This is a genomic window from Paenarthrobacter sp. 2TAF44, from assembly GCF_052114885.1.
Taxonomy (GTDB): Bacteria; Actinomycetota; Actinomycetes; order Actinomycetales; family Micrococcaceae; genus Arthrobacter.
The window spans coordinates 61829-79442 of record NZ_JBFRFP010000001.1; the positions used below are offsets into that span (position 1 = coordinate 61829).

The 17614-nt window shown below is 63.2% G+C and carries 14 protein-coding genes; 7 read left to right on the forward strand and 7 right to left on the reverse strand.

Features of this window, described 5'->3' with window-relative positions; translation table 11 throughout:
- The first annotated feature begins 108 nt into the window (after positions 1-108).
- The 4 genes from AB4Z15_RS00275 (at position 109) to AB4Z15_RS00290 (ending at position 3810) form a co-directional block, all read left to right on the forward strand.
- The gene (locus AB4Z15_RS00275) at positions 109-1278 is read left to right on the forward strand and encodes a DUF2092 domain-containing protein (protein ID WP_442015510.1); all 1170 of its coding nucleotides are present in this window, start codon (positions 109-111) and stop codon (positions 1276-1278) included.
- A 24-nt stretch (positions 1279-1302) separates the two neighbouring features.
- On the forward strand, positions 1303-2277 hold the full coding sequence (locus AB4Z15_RS00280) for an ATP-binding cassette domain-containing protein (protein ID WP_442015511.1): 975 nt from the start codon (positions 1303-1305) through the stop codon (positions 2275-2277).
- Positions 2278-2353: 76 nt separating this feature from the next.
- On the forward strand, positions 2354-3169 hold the full coding sequence (locus AB4Z15_RS00285; RefSeq protein ID WP_442015904.1) for an ABC transporter permease: 816 nt from the start codon (positions 2354-2356) through the stop codon (positions 3167-3169).
- Positions 3170-3189: 20 nt separating this feature from the next.
- Positions 3190-3810: an L-threonylcarbamoyladenylate synthase gene (locus AB4Z15_RS00290; protein WP_442015512.1), complete on the forward strand. Its 621-nt coding sequence runs from the start codon at positions 3190-3192 to the stop codon at positions 3808-3810.
- A 24-nt stretch (positions 3811-3834) separates the two neighbouring features.
- Here AB4Z15_RS00290 and AB4Z15_RS00295 read toward each other — a convergent pair whose 3' ends face one another.
- Together AB4Z15_RS00295 and ligD are read right to left on the reverse strand one after the other, a co-directional pair.
- The gene (locus AB4Z15_RS00295) at positions 3835-4947 is read right to left on the reverse strand and encodes a serine hydrolase domain-containing protein (RefSeq protein WP_442015513.1); all 1113 of its coding nucleotides are present in this window, start codon (positions 4945-4947) and stop codon (positions 3835-3837) included.
- A 41-nt stretch (positions 4948-4988) separates the two neighbouring features.
- The gene (gene ligD, locus AB4Z15_RS00300) at positions 4989-6014 is read right to left on the reverse strand and encodes a non-homologous end-joining DNA ligase (protein WP_442015514.1); all 1026 of its coding nucleotides are present in this window, start codon (positions 6012-6014) and stop codon (positions 4989-4991) included.
- Positions 6015-6127: 113 nt separating this feature from the next.
- Between ligD and AB4Z15_RS00305 the strand changes: the two genes are divergently transcribed.
- Positions 6128-6793: an alpha/beta hydrolase family protein gene (locus AB4Z15_RS00305; protein WP_442015515.1), complete on the forward strand. Its 666-nt coding sequence runs from the start codon at positions 6128-6130 to the stop codon at positions 6791-6793.
- Positions 6794-6797: 4 nt separating this feature from the next.
- Here AB4Z15_RS00305 and AB4Z15_RS00310 read toward each other — a convergent pair whose 3' ends face one another.
- From AB4Z15_RS00310 to AB4Z15_RS00320, 3 genes are all read right to left on the reverse strand, one after another.
- A complete protein-coding gene (locus AB4Z15_RS00310; protein WP_442015516.1) occupies positions 6798-8882 on the reverse strand; it encodes an elongation factor G-like protein EF-G2 in 2085 nt (694 codons plus the stop codon).
- 143 nt (positions 8883-9025) lie between these two features.
- Positions 9026-9760, reverse strand: a complete 735-nt coding sequence (locus AB4Z15_RS00315) for a M50 family metallopeptidase (RefSeq protein WP_442015517.1) — start codon at positions 9758-9760, stop codon at positions 9026-9028.
- 20 nt (positions 9761-9780) lie between these two features.
- Positions 9781-10398: a TetR/AcrR family transcriptional regulator C-terminal domain-containing protein gene (locus AB4Z15_RS00320; RefSeq protein ID WP_442015518.1), complete on the reverse strand. Its 618-nt coding sequence runs from the start codon at positions 10396-10398 to the stop codon at positions 9781-9783.
- A 155-nt stretch (positions 10399-10553) separates the two neighbouring features.
- Between AB4Z15_RS00320 and AB4Z15_RS00325 the strand changes: the two genes are divergently transcribed.
- Together AB4Z15_RS00325 and AB4Z15_RS00330 are read left to right on the forward strand one after the other, a co-directional pair.
- On the forward strand, positions 10554-12011 hold the full coding sequence (locus tag AB4Z15_RS00325) for an APC family permease (protein WP_442015519.1): 1458 nt from the start codon (positions 10554-10556) through the stop codon (positions 12009-12011).
- Complete coding sequence (locus AB4Z15_RS00330; protein WP_442015520.1) at positions 12001-13659, forward strand: amidohydrolase; 1659 nt, start codon at positions 12001-12003, stop codon at positions 13657-13659. Before AB4Z15_RS00325 ends, AB4Z15_RS00330 begins: the two co-directional genes overlap by 11 nt.
- 36 nt (positions 13660-13695) lie before the next feature.
- On the opposite strand, the gene hrpB is transcribed toward AB4Z15_RS00330, so the two are convergent.
- Positions 13696-16407, reverse strand: a complete 2712-nt coding sequence (gene hrpB, locus AB4Z15_RS00335; protein WP_442015905.1) for an ATP-dependent helicase HrpB — start codon at positions 16405-16407, stop codon at positions 13696-13698.
- Between the two features lie 83 nt (positions 16408-16490).
- Entirely contained in the window at positions 16491-17534 is a 1044-nt protein-coding gene (locus AB4Z15_RS00340; RefSeq protein WP_442015521.1) for an NAD(P)-dependent alcohol dehydrogenase, read from the reverse strand.
- Positions 17535-17614: the final 80 nt, after the last annotated feature.

Here is a 17614-nt window from a genome sequence, read left to right on the forward strand (position 1 = left end):
GCATCCAGCCCAGCGGACCGATGATGCGTTCAGGTAACGGGAGTAGTCTGGATTCATGCCTCTCACGTGTGGTGGTCGGTAGCAATGGCGCGGGCCAGGCAGCGGTGGTTGCCAGCTCTCCTGATTCCCCTTGCATTGGCACTGGCGGCGCTTGTCGGTTCCGTCCAGGCCGGCGCAGTTGTCTCCTTGCCGCCTAAAACGGCCGACGAGATCCTGGCGATGATAGCCCGTACCGAGGTGCGCGCTTTATCCGGCACTGTGGTGCAAACTGCGGAGTTGGGGCTGCCTGAAGTTCCCACGGCTGGCCCGGGAATCGTGCCCGGAGCCACGTCGGCTCTTGAGCTGCTCACAGGCTCGCACACAGCGCGGGTCTATCTCGACGGGCCCTTCAAGGCCAGGCTGCAGATCCTGGACCGGATGGCCGAACGTGACTTTGTGGTCAATGGCGGCGATGCCTGGTTCTACAACTCCGCGGACAACAGCGTAACGCACTTGAGCGTCCCTGTGCCGTCAAAGGCTGAGCGGAGAGGATCCGGGCCAAGCGAAACAGCCCGTCCTGACATTCCCACTCCGGAGGCGATGGCCGGTCACTTCTTGTCAGCCATTGATTCCAGCACCAAAGTAACGGTGGGAGATGCGTCCACAGTGGCGGGTCGCAGCGCGTACCGGCTGAGCCTGGTGCCGCGCAGTGACGGAACTTTGGTTGATTCTGTATCGATCGACGTCGACTCCGAAACCGGTTTGCCGCTGGGCGTCGAGGTCCGCGCGAAAGGCCAGCCGGAGCCTGCGTACTCACTTGCCTATACAGACGTGAACTTCTCCACACCTGACGCGGCCCTGTTTACCTTCACTCCTCCTGCCGGTGCCACTGTCACGGAGAAGCCGGTCCCCATGAAGCCGTTGCCGCCCACGATGGAAGATCCTGCCATCCCGGCGCCGGATGCTCCCGTCCCAGCCCCCAATGAGCCAGCTCCCACTGAGCCGGCTCCGAGCCCCGATGCCTTGGTCCCCACACCGGGCGCAGCAACCCCGCCGATGCTCCCCCACCCCAGCCCTTCAGTGACCGGCGAAGGGTGGGACACCGTGATCGGTTTGCCGGCTGGAACGGCGCCCGCCGAACTCACCTCGAACCCGCTACTCGCCCAGGCCCTGCAACCCGTGAGTGGCGGACGAGCATTGACTACCTCCTTGGTGAGCGTCCTCATTCTCGACGACGGCCGCGTGTTTGCGGGATTGGTGCCGTTGGACCGGCTGGAATCAGCCGCGACGGCACCATGATCGGCACCCCATGATCGGCAGCCTGTGACGGAGATCCGTGAAACTGCACCCGGCGCTCAATCGATTGACCTTGCCATAGAAACCCATGGCCTCGTGAAGCGCTTTGGGCACCGTTCCGCGGTGGATGGCATTGACCTTGCGGTCCCCCGTGGTGCGGTGTTCGGTTTCCTGGGGCCCAACGGTTCGGGAAAGACCACCACCATCCGGGTCTTGCTGGGGCTCGCTTCAGCGAACAGCGGTGAAATACGGGTTCTAGGCAGGGAGATGCCGCAGCAATTGGCCTCGGTGTTGCCCGAGGTCGGCGCGCTGGTGGAGGGGCCGGGCTTCTACCCATTTCTTTCCGGAGCGGCCAATCTGCTGCGGTTGGACTCCGCTGATCGCCATGCATCCTCTTCCACCCGACGCCAGCGCGTGGACGAGGCGTTGGACCGCGTCGGCCTGAGCCACGCCGCGGGGAAGAAAGTGCGTGCCTACTCGCTGGGTATGAAACAGCGCCTCGGGCTGGCCAACGCCATGCTCCGGCCGCGGGAACTGCTGGTGCTCGACGAACCAACCAACGGGCTGGACCCCCAAGGTACCCGGGAGGTGCGAAGCCTGGTGCGCTCCCTTGCCGCCGGCGGGACCACCGTCTTCGTTTCCAGCCACCTCCTGGCCGAGGTGGAACAGATGTGCACCCATGTGGGCGTGATGAGTGCCGGACGGCTGGTAGCCCAAGGACCGCTGGATGAACTGCGCTCTGCCGGGCAAGCGCACGTCCTGGTGCGAACGCCCGACGTCGAACGTGCTGCCCGTGTTCTGGCCCGGTTGGGTCTGGTACCCGGCGAAGCGCCTGGCCGCGAGGTGGTCCAGGGAAACGGGCTGGACGGCGTTAAGCCTGAAGAGATCGTTGCCGCGTTGGTGGCCAATGGCGTCAGGGTCAGGGGCTTCACTGTGGAGAACGCAAGCCTGGAGGAGCGCTTCGTGTCCTTGACCGGAGAGGGGTTCGACGTTGTCGGCTGAAACTGCTGGAAGGGCTGGAGCGACTCCTACTACTGGTACCCCTGCTACTTCCAATGACAATGCTGTCCGTCCAGGGATGGGGTGGGCGCTGCTTGGCTCGGAGCTATCCGTGCTGTTCCGTCGCCTCCGGACCTGGGCAATGCTGGTGGCCCTCGCCGCCGTTCCGATCCTGATTGCCCTTGCCGTCAAGCTCTCGTCCCGGCCAGCGACACCCGGTCGCGGGCCATTATTCTTGGATCGCATCACCCAGAATGGCCTCTTTGTTGCTGTGACAGCCCTGGTGGTTTGTGTCCCGCTGTTCCTCCCCCTCACCATCGGAGTGGTGGCAGGAGACACCATCGCCGGAGAGGCCAACCTCGGCACATTGCGCTATCTGCTCCTGGCACCGGCGGGGCGTATCCGCCTGCTCCTGATCAAGTACGCCGGTGCCGTCGCTTTCTGCTGCGCCGCAACGGCCACCGTCGCAGCGGCGGGTGCCTTGGCCGGCGTCGTGTTCTTCCCCATCGGTCCCGTGACGCTACTTTCAGGGGACACGATCGGGGTAGGCGAGTCTGTATTGCGATCCTTGCTGATTGCTGCCTACATCACGGTCTCGCTCCTGGGATTGTCTGCGATCGGGCTGCTCATCTCGACCTTCACGGATGTCCCCGTAGGGGCGATGGCGGCGACCATCGTCCTCTCGGTGGTATCGCAGGTCCTGGATAACCTGCCACAACTCGATTGGCTGCATCCCTGGCTGTTCAGCCACCACTGGCTGGGCTTCGCCGACCTCCTGCGGCAACCGATCGCCTGGACGTCGTTCGGTGAAAACGCGCTGCTCCAAGCGGGCTATATTGCCGTCTGTGGCGCGCTGGCCTACGGGAAGTTCTCCACCAAAGACATCCTGTCCTAGCTTTGACGTAGGCTCTCTGCATGGCCAGATTCTTTGACGTGCACCCTGAAGATCCCCAACCACGCGCCATCAGCCAAGTGGTTAATATGCTCCAAAGCGGCGGGCTGATCGCCTACCCCACCGACTCCTGCTACGCACTGGGTGCCCAGATCGGCAACAGGGAAGCCTTGGATCGTATCCGGACTATCCGGCAGTTGGACGACAAACACCACTTCACTCTGGTCTGCAAGGATTTCGCCCAAATGGGGCAGTTCGTGATGATCGATAACGATGTCTTCCGCAGCATCAAGGCCGTCACGCCAGGCAGCTACACCTTCATCCTTCCGGCCACGCGCGAGGTTCCCAAGCGCCTGCTCCACCCGAAAAAGAAGACAGTGGGAGTACGCATCCCGGATCACAAAGTGGTTCAGGCGCTCTTGGCGGAGCTCGGCGAACCATTGCTTTCCAGCACGCTCCTGCTGCCCGACCAGGAGGAGCCGTTGACCCAGGGCTGGGAAATCAAGGAGCGGCTGGACAACGAAGTGGACGCCGTGATCGATTCCGGCGATACAGGTTCGGAGCCCACCACGGTGATCGATTTCTCCAGCGGCACGGCAGAAGTAGTTCGGCGTGGAACGGGCGATCCTTCACGGTTCGAATAGGGTCCCAGCGGGGGCGTACCGCGATCAGCGGAACTGGAAACGGCAACTCGCGTTCAAAGCGACCTGGGCGAGTCCTGTCAGTTCCAAAGCGATGGCCGAAGGTTGCGTAGACAGGGGCGACGGCGGGTAGGCCAAGGAAATGGTGAGCTGACGGTTCCCATCAGCACTGCTGATGGAGATGGTGCCATAGCCCGGTACGTCACCTGAGTGGCCGTAATAGTAGCCGTTGGTGCACGTGTCCTTCCAGTGGTCCAGGCCCAATCCGTAATCGGCGAAAACCGAACCCTTCATCTCCACCAGGCTCTCCGGTAAGAGCAGCCGCCCCTTGAGCAACGCTGCGTAGAAGGCATTGATGTCCGTAACGCTGGCGATCAAGCCGTCGGAAGCCGGGCCGCCTTGCTGGACGGTACGCGTGATGTCCACCGTTTCACCCCCCACCACTGCATAACCATGGACCAGGGTGTTTGAAAGGGGGCCCTCGTCCAACACCGTGGTTGAGTGCAAACTCAAGGGATCCAGGATGTCCGTTCGCAGTACCGTGGCCAAAGGAGCGCCCCGGAGCCGCTCCACCAAAAAGCCAAGGACTGCATAGTCCGAAAGTCCGCTGGCATAGGGAGTCCCTGCCGTGTGGCCCAGCAATTGCCGGACTGTCACAGACTCCGGCTCTGCCGGCAGGAGGACGTCGATCCCCGGCAGATATTTGTCGATCGAATCCTCAAGTACCAGCCGGCCTTCTTCCACCAGCTTCAACACGGAAACTGCCACCATGGTCCGTGTAAGCCCGCCCACCCGGATCGGATCATCCGCCTGCACAGGAGCACCTCCGTGAAGGCTCCTGACACCCGCCGCGTGCCTCCACACTTGTTGGCCGGCCCTGGCCTCTATCAGCACCGCGGGGGCACCGTTCTGGAGCATCTCCCGGCTGAAGAGTTCCAATGCTGCCTGCAGTTCGGCAAAGGCGGGTGTTGTTGGTGGTGAGGCTGATGCCGTCGGGGACTGTGCCCTCCCCGATGGCGGCGTGGGCACTGTGGGAGGGATCGACGTCGAGCTTGTCACGGGTGGCGGCGGAAGCGGGTTGGGCTGCGGTTCGCCCGTGCAGTCAGCCAGGAACAGGCCGCAGACAAGCGCTGCGGTCACAATTCCCCTGCGTGGACCTGGATGCACACCTGCTCCTGCGTTTACTCCTCCTGCTTCCGCGCCCGGCTCGGCTGTACCCGCATGGGCTCGCCCGGCATCTTGGGAAATTCCGGCGGGAACGGCATTTCGCCCTGGCCGTTCTTGACGTCGCGTTCCCACCATTGCAGAAGGACGTCGAGGTCTCCGGGCTTGTCATGCATGGTGGCCCACGGGTCGCCTGTCTTCTTCAGCCGATCCGGAACTGTGGTGATGGTGTATTTAGCCGGATCTGCATTTTCCAGCTCTTCCCACGCCAACGGGCACGATACTTGTGCATTTGGCACGGCACGCGGGCTGTACGCACCGGCAATCGTCCTGTCGCGGTTGGCCTGGTTGAAGTCCACGAAGATCCTGGTCCCGCGTTCTTCTTTCCACCATGCCGTGGTGACCTTCTCGGGCATCCGTCGCTCCAACTCCCGGCCAGCAGCGATCACCGCGTGGCGCACTTCCAGGAATTCATGCTTGGGGTGGATGGGCGCATACACATGCAATCCCCGGTTGCCCGAGGTCTTGATGAAGGCCGTCAGCCCGGCTTCGTCCAACAACGCACGCAGTTCCTGCGCGGCCGGTATGGCGTCATCAAAGTCCGTTCCCGGCTGCGGATCGAGGTCGATACGCAGCTGGTCGGGATTGTCGGGATCGTTGGCACGGGAAGCCCACGGGTGGAAGACGACCGTGTTCATTTGCGCTGCCCACACCGCGGCCGCGGGTTCGTCGATCACCAACTGCGGATGGGTCCGGGCACTCGGATAGGTCACCATGACCGAGCGGACGTAGTCCGGGGCACCCTTGGGAGGGTTCTTGGAGAAGAACATCTCCCCCTCGATGTTGCCCGAGTACCGCTGGAGGCTGACGGGCCGGTTGCCGTTGGCCGCCACAAAAGCATCGCCCACATCCACCAAGTAATTGGCCAGGTCCAGTTTTGTCAGTCCGGCCTCGGGCCACATGACGCGGCTTGGACTTGAAATCCGGACTTCGCGGGGGCCCTCGGGACCGGGCACGGAGACTGTTGCTGATTCGCTCGCCATGGCCACAAGCTACCCCGTCAAGGGCGTTCACGTCAGCATCCTGCGTTCCTTTTTTCGGGCGGCGTGAAGTAGTGCCTGACAGCTCAAAGGCCAAACTGCACCATGATGGATACATGCCAAACACTGAAACCGCCCTGACTGTTGCCGTGGGAGACACCAAGGTATCGGCGATCCACGTCCGTCCGGAGAAGTCGTTCGCGACCCTCGTAGTTGCCCACGGTGCCGGAGCCGGAAAGGAACACCCCTTCCTGCAGGGATTTGCCGAAGCGATGGCGGAGGAAGGCGTCAGTACGCTGCGCTTCAATTTTCCGTACCGGGAAGCCGGACGCCGTTTCCCCGACCGTCCGCCCGCAGCGATTGCCACGTGGCGGGCCGTCATGGAAAAGGCCGCGGATCTCGCAGGCGATGAACCGTTGTGGGCCGGCGGAAAATCCTTTGGGGGTCGGATGGCATCCATGGCCGTGGCTGAGGGAATGCCCGCGGCTGGCCTGGTGTACCTCGGTTATCCCCTCCACGCACCGGGCAAACCGGAGAAGCTCCGCGATGAACACCTCTATGGGATAACGGTGCCCATGCTCTTCCTCCAAGGCACTCGCGATACCTTCGCGACGCCGGAACTTCTGGAGTCGGTAGTGGCCAGGATAGGCCCGACGGCGACTTTCCAGTGGAGCGAAAATGCCGACCATTCGTTTGTGGTCAAGGGCCTCAAGCGCAGTGCCGCTGAGATAGGTGCCTCGCTTGCACCCGCGGTAGCGGGGTTCATGAGGGAAAACAGTTGAGGAACTACTTCGGCACCGGTTCGTGGCGCAGATACGATCGCCGGAAGCGCCCCGTACCCGCCGTGAGCGCCCGAAGTTCAACGGCGTAGCGCAGAAGCTCCTGGTCGGGGACTTCTGCGGTGATCTCAGTACCTTCGCCGTTGGCTGCCGTAGTTCCGGTCACCCGTCCCCTCCGACCCGACAAATCACTCATCACCGCCCCCACGTGTTCGTCCGGGACGCTGACCACCACGGCGGACACGGGTTCCAGAAGCTGGATCCTGGCCGTTGACGCGGCTTCTCGAAGCGCCAATGCACCGGCTGCCTGGAAGGCTGCATCTGAGGAATCCACGCTGTGCGTTTTTCCGCCCACCAAGGTGACCTTGATATCCACCACGGGGAACCCAGCGGAAACGCCCTTGAGCATCTGGGAGCGCACGCCCTTCTCCACGGAAGTGACGAACGTTCCGGGAATAACACCGCCCACCGTCTTGTCAGCGAATTCAAACCCCTCCCCGCGCGCCAACGGCTCAACTTCGATGTCGCAGATGGCGAACTGTCCGTGTCCGCCTGATTGCTTGACATGCCGGCCGTGCCCTGCGGCCTTGCTGGCGAAGGTCTCACGCAGCGGCGTGATGACCTCCACAGTTTGAAGCTTGACGCCCTGGTTGCGCAGCCTGTCCAATATCACTTCGGCATGCGCCTCACCCATGCACCAAAGAATCAACTGGTGCGTGTCCTGGTTGCGTTCCACCCGAAGCGTCGGATCTGCGGCGACTACCTTACCGATGCTCTTGGCCAGCGCGTCCTCGTCGCTGCGGGACACTCCTTCGATCGCGATGGGCATCAGCGGCTCAGGCATGTTCCAGGTTTCGATCAACAGTGGGGCGTCCTTGTCCGAGACAGTGTCCCCGGTTTCCGCGTTTGCCAGCTTGCTGATAGCGCAAATGTCACCGGCGACGCACTGCGAAACAGCCTTCAGGCTTGATCCGACGGGCGAGTACAGATGCGTGACGCGTTCATCGCTGTCGTGGTCCTCGTGGCCCCTGTCCGCCAATCCCCTGCCGCCGATGTGGATGGCTGAATCTTCACCGAGGGTGCCGGAAAAAACACGGACCAGGCAGACGCGGCCCAGGAACGGGTCCACCGTCGTCCGCACCACCTCGGCAGCGAGGCGTCCTGCCGGGTCGCACTCCAGTGGCTTCAGAGAGGATCCATCGAGTTTCATCACCGGGGGCGCGGTGCGCTCCAACGGCGACGGCAAGGCATCAATCATCAGTGCCATGAGCTCGGGAAGCCCCAAACCCGTTTCCGCCGAAGTAGCCATCACCGGGAAGAAGGAGCCCCTGGCCACAGCCGTCTCCAGGTCCTTGATGAGGTCTTCCAAGGGCAACTCTTCACCGCCCAGATAGCGGTTCATCAAGGTCTCGTCTTCGCTTTCGGCAATGATGCCTTCAATCAAGGGGCCGCGGGCTTCCTCCACGACGGGATCATCGTTGTTCCCCTCGAGCACCCCTGCCAACCCTCCGCCAGAGGGCAGATACAGAGGGAGGACAGACTCACCGAAGGCTTCCTGGCAACGTACGACGGCGGCGCTGAAGTCCGCGCGGGGGTGGTCCAGGCGGCTGACTACTACAGCCCGCGGCATGCGGATCTTCTCGCATTCACCCCACAAGGCGATGGTGGCGCCGTCGATGCCGTCCACGGCGGAGACGACAAAGAGGGCCGCATCGGCGGCCCTCAACCCTGCTCGTAATTCCCCCGTGAAATCCGTGTACCCCGGAGTGTCGATCAGGTTCACTTTGACCTCGCCCACCAGGATCGGGGCCACTGACATGGTGACGGACCTCTGCTGATGGATGGCTGAAGGGTCTGAATCGCTGACAGTTGTTCCCTCAGCGATGGAACCCATCCGGGTGATGGCACCGGTGGCAGCCAACAGCGCCTCAACGAGCATCGACTTCCCTGCACCTGAATGCCCTACGAGTGCCACGTTGCGTATCTTGGCAGGATCACTTGCCGCCAGAGCCGTTCCGTTCTCGCTTCGCCGGGACTCGGGTGTGCCGGGTCCGGCCGCCTTGGCCGTCTCCCGTGTGCCCTTCGCGGACATGAGCACCTCCTGGTGTCCTATCCAAGCTCGGAGTTCGAACGCGCCGAAAGGTTCGAACGTGTAAGAGGATTGGACACCCTGAGGCGACCACAGGGCAAGACCCAGCCGCGGACGAAGAGCCAGCGCGAAGTGGCCAAGGGGTTCTAGGCCGCGACCATCCCCCATAACAACCATGCTGAGGTGACTGTGCTCCCTGTGATGACCACGGAGAATCCTGTCAGCCACAGGAACGACGGGACACCCGTGGTTCGGCCAAGGATGTAGGCGTCCGACGCTGCGAGCCGGTCCCGGCGCCGTGTATGGACGCCGGCGAGCTTGAAGAGGTCCCGCACGGCACCCACTGACAGGGCGATCCCCAGGGCCAGCACAATGTAGTTGACGATGGTGGGCGATCCGAAGAGGAGCAAAAGCTGGGCGATAGCTGCGCTGACAACCGCCACGAGGATCCCTGTCAGGTTGCGCAGGAAAATCAGGGAGACCAGCAGGATGAGGGCACCCACAGACATCGCGGCTCCTGATCGGCCCGCGGCGAACGCAGCAATTAAGGCAAGTCCCACGACTGCCGGGGCGGGATAACCCCAGAACCCTGACCAAGCCGCACCGAAAGGGCTCCGGCCGCTGCTGACGAGGCGACCCGAATGATCCAGTCCGATTCGAAGACTGTGGACAAATCGCCCCGTCATGAGGGCGGCATATGCGTGGCCAAGCTCATGGACGAATGTCACGTAGAGACCAAACCATCGCCACGTGGCTCGAGGGATGCTCAGAATGGTGGCTCCAGCGAGAATCGCCAACAACGCTGGCAGGGGCACGACAGTAGTCTGGACGTCGGTGAAGCCACGGACCACAGCCGCCCACCAGGTTTGCAGCAAGTTCACAGCAGGGTTCACAGCCCCGTTCACAGCACCGAGGATTTGAGGCGTGAACGGAGTCCCGCTACCAGGATCTCCAAACCGAAATCGAAGGCCGCTTCACCACGCTGGTCCGGCGGACCGGCGTGCGCCAACGCCTGGGTAAGGGTCGGGTAGCCGTGAACCGGAGGTGCCCACACGACGTCGGGAGCTGCCAGGTCCAACGCAAATCCCAAGGCAAAACTGTCAATGGTGGAGATCGCCGAGACCACATCCTGTCCCTGGAAACCGGCCTTTTCCAGGGCGACGGCCAGGTTCTCGTAGAGAGCGAGCACTTGATCGTCCTGCACCGTTTGCAACACCAGCAGGGGGGCCAGGCGGGGATGCCGGGCGAACGCGTCACGGTAGCTGCGGACAATAACTCTGAGGGCCTCCTCCCAGTCCTGCCCTTCATGGAGGGTGTAGGGGCTCTCGGCGATGATCCGCCCGCGCATGAGCTCCAGTATTTCTTCCCGGCCGCTGACGTGATTGTAGATGGACGATTGGCTGACGCCGATCCTCTTGGCCAGTTTGGGCAGGCTGAAGTCGCCGGCCTCGTCTACCAGCTCCAAGGCGGCCGTGACGAGTGCGTCGATGGAAATCAGCGGAACCAGCGGGCGTGGCATTGGGTTCTCCAATCAAAGTGTTGTTACGACTCTAGCCAGAAGTTTGGGCAAAGGTATTGTGCGCCCCATCACAAGGCCTTACGATAAACGAAAGCCTTTCGCTTATCGATCGGCTCCTCCCCTGAATCTCCCCGCATTAGACCTCCGAGGACACCATGTCTGAAATCGAAACCCGCCCTCCTGAAGCGGATGCTGGAAACGGGCTCAAGAAGAATGCCATCGGCACCGGCGGCATTGCCTTCCTGGTGATCTCCGCAGCAGCCCCCTTGACCGTAATGGCCGGCGTGGCACCTGTGGCCATTGGCATCGGGGGCATTGGCGCCCCCATGGGCTACATCATCGCCGGCGCCGTTCTCTTGATCTTCGCCGTGGCTTTCATGGCCATGACCAAGCACGTCAAAGCAGCCGGCGGCTTCTACACCTACATCACCCTGGCCATGGGAAAAACGGTGGGGCTGGCCTCGGCCATTCTCGCCATCGTTTCTTATAACTGCCTGCAGATCGGCGTTTATGGACTCTTTGCAGTCCAGACCCAGGCCATGCTCCGGACACTCTTCGGCTTGGACGTCCCATGGCCGGCGGTAGCGCTGGCAGCCGTGGCCGCCGTCTGGTTCCTTGGCTATCGGGGCATTGATGTTGGGGCCAAGGTCCTGGGCGTACTGCTCATTGCCGAGACCGCCATTCTTGCCGTCATGGGTGCTGGAATTCTGGCCAACGGCGGCGCGCAAGGCATCAGCGTTGCCTCATTCTCCCCCGAGCACGCCTTTACCCCTGGCGTCCTGGCCATCCTGGCCATCTGCTTCGCCGCGTTCATGGGCTTTGAGTCCACGGTGCTGTACCGCCGTGAGGCCCGCAACCCTGACAAGTCCGTGCCGCGGGCAACATACATTGCCGTCGGCTTCATGTCCGTGTTCTACGCCTTCATCGTGTGGACAGTCATCCAGGCCTATGGAGATGGCGACGTGATGGCTGCTGCCGGTGAATTGGCGGACGGCATGTTCTTCGCCACGATCAACCATTACGTGGGTCCTTGGGCAGAAGTTGTCATGTACGTACTGATCGTGACCAGCGTGTATGCCTCCCAGCTCGCGTTCCACAATGCCATCAATCGCTACGTTTACATGCTCGCCAAAGACGGCGTCCTTCCCGCATTCCTCGGCAGGACCCACCCGAAGTTCAAGTCCCCGCTCCGCGCCGGGCAAATCCAGACAGCCCTCGCCGCCGTCGTCATCATCATTTGCGCCATCGCCGGCGCTGATCCCTACAAACAGCTGCTGATCTGGGTCAACACTCCCGGCATCTTCGGCATTGTCGCCTTGCAGGGACTGGTTTCCGTGGCAGCTTTCATCTACCTGCGGCGCAACCCTGACGCCGTGACCAACAGGCTACTCATTCCCTTGAGCATTGCGTCAGCCATCCTGCTGTTTGGCGTGGTTGCGTTGATCGCCATCAACATCGAACTCCTGACGTTCGCCGATGCCCTCACCAACACCGTTCTCATGCTGGTGACGCCCCTTGTTTTCCTGGCCGGCCTGCTGATCGCCCGCAGATTGCGCACCACCCGCCCCGCCATCTTTGCCCGGATTGGAAGCTTCGAAACCCATGACTCCTGACCTCATCGTGCTTGCTGACACCATCCACACGCTCGACGACCGCCCGGCTAACAGTTCGGGTCCGGCTATTCAGGCCGTCGCCGTCAGGGACGGTTTGATCGCCGCCGTCGGATCCAGGGAGGACGCCCAGGAGTGGCGTCAGCCAGGCACGCGAATAGTGGATCTTGGCAGTGCCACGCTGACGCCAGGCCTGGTTGATTGCCACATCCACCCTGTGTTTGGCCTGGACCTGACCATTGGCTGCGATCTGTCCGGCGCATCCACTTTGGCTGAAGTACGGGCGCTGCTGCAGGCAGAATCAGCAAGCTTCGCATCACAAAACGACGGCGGCTGGTTGCGTGCCTGGGGCCTGAACCCGAACGCGTTTGGGCCAGTGCCCCTGCACCGGAACGTGATCGACGAGGTCTCCGGTGACCGGCCAGCCATGATCCGGTTGTTCGACGGCCATTCCGCGTTGGCGAACAGCCGGGCCCTGGAACTGGCTGGGATCCACGGCCGTGTTGAATTTGACCAGAGCGCCGAGGTGGTCTGCGATGCCGAGGGCCTCCCCACCGGGATGCTCCTGGAAGCGGCGGCCATTGATCTGGTGCAGCGTCACATTCCCAAGGAATCGTTTGAGGAACGGAAGACCCGCCTGGGCAACTTGCTCCGGGACTTCGCCCTGTCCGGCCTGACCGGCGGGCACGTCATGGACCACCACGAGGAGTCGGCCGCCCTTTTTCAGGCTTTGGAAGCCGACGGCGAGCTGCCCCTGCGGCTGCGGAGTGCGCCATGGTGCATGCCGGGCACTGGCGAGGCTGAGTGGAAGGGACTTGCCCACACCATAGGCACCGGCGGACGCCGCTGGTCCGTCGAGGCCATCAAACTGTTCGTTGACGGAACCGTGGACAACGGGACCGCGTGGCTTTACGAGCCGGACCTGTACGGCCAATCCACGGCGCCATTCTGGCCACGGCCGGAAGAATACACAGCAGCGGTTCGCTACTTTGCCTCCCGCGGCATCCCGACGGCGACCCACGCCATTGGCGATGCCGGCGTGGAACATGTGCTGGACGCCTTGGAGTCGCTCCGCGGTGTTGTGCCCTCGGACGTGCTCCGCCAGACGGTTCACAGGATTGAACACATCGAGACGGTGCCCGACCAGCTGGTGGAACGCTTCCAGCACGCCGAAGTGGTGGCGAGCATGCAGCCCACGCACTGCACGCACTATTCCGTGGCGGACCACAGTGACAACTGGTCCACCAGGCTTGGCAAGGTCCGTGCCGACCGCGCATGGCGTTGCAGGGACCTCCGTGAGGCTGGAGTTACCGTGGGCATCGGCTCCGACTGGCCGATCGCTCCCTACGACCCCTTGCCGATCATTGCAGACGCCCAGTTGCGCCGTCGTTCCGGACATCCGGAGCAGGAACCCATCGCACCTTCCCAGGCACTCACCGCACTCCAGGCGCTTGAGGGCTACACCTCGCACGCCGCACGCGCTGCAGGACTGTGGGACGTTTCGGGCTCGATCACGGTGGGTAAACGCGCCGACTTCACCGCGTTCGAGCGCGATCCACTGACCACCGCCCCGGATGAGTTTGCCTCCAGCAGCGTGCTGGGCACGTTCGTGGACGGCGAAATCCAGTACATGCTGGAAAGGCTCGCCTAGCATTGTTGATCGGGCCAGCCCTTTTGATGGGGCGGGCTACATGCGGTTCTTGGTTTTGGCCGTGGCTAGTGCCGTCCAAGGATCTTCGGGCCAGGGATGCCTGGGGTAGCGCCCACGCATCTCTGCCCGAACCTGGGCGTAGGGCCCGGACCAGAACGATGCGAGATCACCTGTCACCGCCAACGGCCTGCCTGCGGGAGACAAAAGGTGGAAAAGCACCGGCACCCTTCCGCCAACAAGGCGAGGCGTGCGGTCCCAGCCGAAACATTCCTGCAGCTTGACCGCCACCACCGGGCTGCCGCCGTCGTGCTCCGTATCCTTTCGATCGGGGTGCCCGGAGCCCTCAGAGACCTCGGGGTACTCGATTCGCACCCGCGAGCCACTGGGCACCTGAAGGCGCTCGGGCACCAGGCTGTCCATGTTGGAAGCCTCGGGCCATGGGAGCAGGCGCCGAAGTGGATCGCCGAGGTCAATGGCGGTGGCCGGGGTGCCGGTGGACATGGATTCGAGCTCCGGGGCAAGCCAGTCATCCAACCTTGCCAACAACGCGGATTCGGTGACATCGGGCCACGGATCGCCCAGCTCCCGGTGCAACAGGGACAGACGCCGGCGCAGCGCATCCGCCGCAGCGGACCACCCGATCATCGAGAGTCCTGCCTTTTCCAGTGCAACCGCAACAGCCTGACGGCCCTGCTCTACGCTGGGGCGCACGGGCGTCGAGGACAGCACAAGGGCTCCCAACTTCCGCTCAAGCCTGGCGGTCACCCGCCCTTGGACGAAACGTGCTGTTACCTCCTCGATCAGGAGCTCCGGCGCCGCGGCGGCCGCCAGCTCTACGGACAAGGGCGCCGCCGATCGGATTACGGCTCCCGTTCCCGCGGCATCCCTGCCTTGGGCGCGGGAAACCTCCGCCACGGCCAGCCAGTCATGCCCGGCCAGCTGGCTACCCGCAGGCAGACCGGCTCTGGTGCCCGAGGTCAGCAGATACGTTGGTGCCCCTTGGCCGGGAACCCGCCTGGCAATACGGTCAGGGAAGGCCAAGGCGACGACGAACCCGGGCGCCTCCCTCGCTGAAACGTCCAGTGCCCGTCGCTCATCGATGCCTTGTTGATAGGCGATGCCGAAAGTTTCCTGGCGCGCGATCGATTCCATCCGTTTGACGTCTTCGGCGAATCGTCGGGCTGCCGGGTCTGATCCGGAACGAACTGACGCCAACAGTTTTGTGAGGTCAGCACCCGGTGCGCGTTGATCACCGGCTACCAGTGCCACTGTTTCAGCGGCAAGGCGACGGCCAACCATCGCTGAACCGTCCAGCAGCGCCCGGGCGAGCCGAGGGTCTGCCGGGATCTTCGCGAGCGTCCTGCCCAAGTCGGTGACAGTTCCTTGCACTGTCACCGCACCGAGTTCCCGCAGGACCTCGACGGCGTCCTCCATAGCGGCACGCGGTGGTGCATCCGGCAGTGCGAGCCCACGGCCCTCGGGGGCTCCCCAGCAAGCGAGCACCAAAGCGGCGCTGGTGAGGTCGGCCACCGAAATCTCAGGGGTTTGATGCGCTGGCGCGGCGGCGAAGGCCTGCTGGTCGTAGCACCGAACCACCCTGCCTGGTCCTTGGCGCGCTGCGCGGCCGGCCCGCTGATCGGCCGAAGCCTTCGAGCAGGACACCGTCACCAGTCCTGACATGCCTCTGCCCGCGTCACGACGCGGTTCACGTGACAGGCCGGAATCTATGACGAGCCGGACGCCCGGCACCGTGAGTGACGACTCGGCCAACGCCGTTGACACGATAATTCGAGGAGGGCCGCCGGGTTCCCGGCCTGAAACCGCCCGGTCCTGGGCGTCGGGACCGATCTGGCCGTGCAGCTCAAGTACCTCAACGCCTGCCCGGACCCGCCCGCGGAGCCGGCTGGCGACGTCGGACACTTCACGCACGCCCGGGAGGAAGACCAGCGCGTCAACGTCGGGGTCATGTATGAGGGCCTGCTCATGCGCGGCCACCGTTGTTGCGGCAACATGATTGAGGAAGCTGTAGGCAACGCCGCGCTCGTCCAGGCGCGGACCTGAGGCAGGAATCCAGTCGACCTCCAGGGCATGAAGCACGGAAGGACAGTCGACGACGGGAGCCGGCGTGCCGTCGTCGGCCTCCCCCAAGCCGGTTCGCCCCGTCCCGCTTTGCCCCAGCAGGGCGGCGAAACGCGTGGCGTCAACGGTCGCCGACATGGCCACCAGTGTGAGGTCGCCACGGAGTTCCTGGACTTCCGCGAGCATGCCCACGAGCAGGTCGGTTTCGAGTCCACGCTCGTGGACCTCATCCAGGATCACCGCTTGCGTTCCCTCGAGTCCGGGATCAGCCAGGAGGCGCCGCAGGAGAATGCCGGGAGTGACGAACTCCACCACAGTGTCCGAACCAGCGATGCTTTCGCCGCGGACTGTATAACCCACCCGACCGCCCAGACGGCTGCCGTCGAGTGAGGCAAGACGGCGGGCCGCTGAACGCGCGGCCACCCTGCGCGGTTGGGTGACGACGACGCGCGGCTGGCCGGGGTGCCTCTCCCCCACGAGATTGGCCAGCAGTGGAGGAACCAGGGTGGTCTTTCCCGTCCCGGGCGGTGCCTGGACGACCACCGTTCCGCCGTCGCCCTGGCTCTCCAAAGCGGTGGCGAGCCTTCCCAACGAATCAGCGAAAACCAGTCCTGCGCCGATGGTGTCCAGTCTGAAAGTCACCACACCATTGTCCCTGCTTGCCAGCACTAAAAAGGCCACGCCTCCTCGGTGAACCTGACGGCTGCGAGGAGGCGTGGCCCCTTCAACGTTATTGCTCTTGGGTCGGTGTGCTAGCCAATGGTGGACGTGTCAATCACGAAGCGATAACGCACATCGGAAGCGAGCACGCGCTCATAGGCTTCATTGATCTTGCTGGCAGGGATGACCTCGATCTCAGCACCGAGCCCGTGCTCGGCACAGAAGTCCAACATCTCCTGCGTTTCACGGATTCCGCCAATCATGGAGCCGGCGAACCTGCGGCGCCCACCAATGAGTGCGAAAGCATTCACGGGCAACGGTTCGGCGGGTGCACCAACGTTCACCAGCGTGCCGTCAAGGCTCAGCAGTTGCAGGTAAGCGCTGATGTCGATGGACGCGCTGACCGTGTTGATGATGAGGTCAAACGTCCCTGCCAGCTGCTCGAACGTGGCCGGATCACTGGTGGCGTAGTAGTGGTCTGCGCCCAGCTTCAGGCCGTCTTCCATCTTCTTCAGGGACTGCGAGAGGACCGTCACCTCGGCACCCATGGCGTCGGCAATCTTGACGCCCATGTGTCCCAGGCCGCCCAAGCCCACGATCGCGACCTTCTTGCCAGGACCGGCGTCCCAGTGCTGCAGCGGGGAGAACGTCGTGATGCCAGCGCACAGAAGCGGTGCGGCGACGTCGAGGTCCAGCGCTTCAGGGATGGTGACGACAAAGTCCTCGTTCACGACGACGTTGCTGGAGTATCCGCCCTGGGTGATGGTGCCATCACGGTCGACCGCGCCGTAGGTGCCCACGTTGCCGTTGAGGCAATACTGTTCCTCGCCCGCCAGGCAGTTCCTGCACTCTTTACAGGAGTTGACCATGCAGCCAACACCTACGCGGTCGCCCACTTTGTGCTTGGTGACCTCCGGACCGACTTCGGTAACGATCCCGGCAATCTCGTGGCCGGGGACGAGCGGGTACCGCTGGGGACCCCAATCGCCCCGGACAGTATGGATATCAGAGTGGCAGATACCGGCGAATTTGATGTCGATGTGGACGTCGTGAGGTCCAACTTCGCGACGTTCGATGGTGGTCAGGGTGAGGTCGCCCGTGGCCGAAGGTGAAGCATAAGCGTTAGCGGAAGGCATGTTTCTCCTGCGTGATGAAGATTAGTGGATGCTTCCATCTAACCCTCTTTTCCAAAATGCAAGGAGTTACTGCTGTTAGG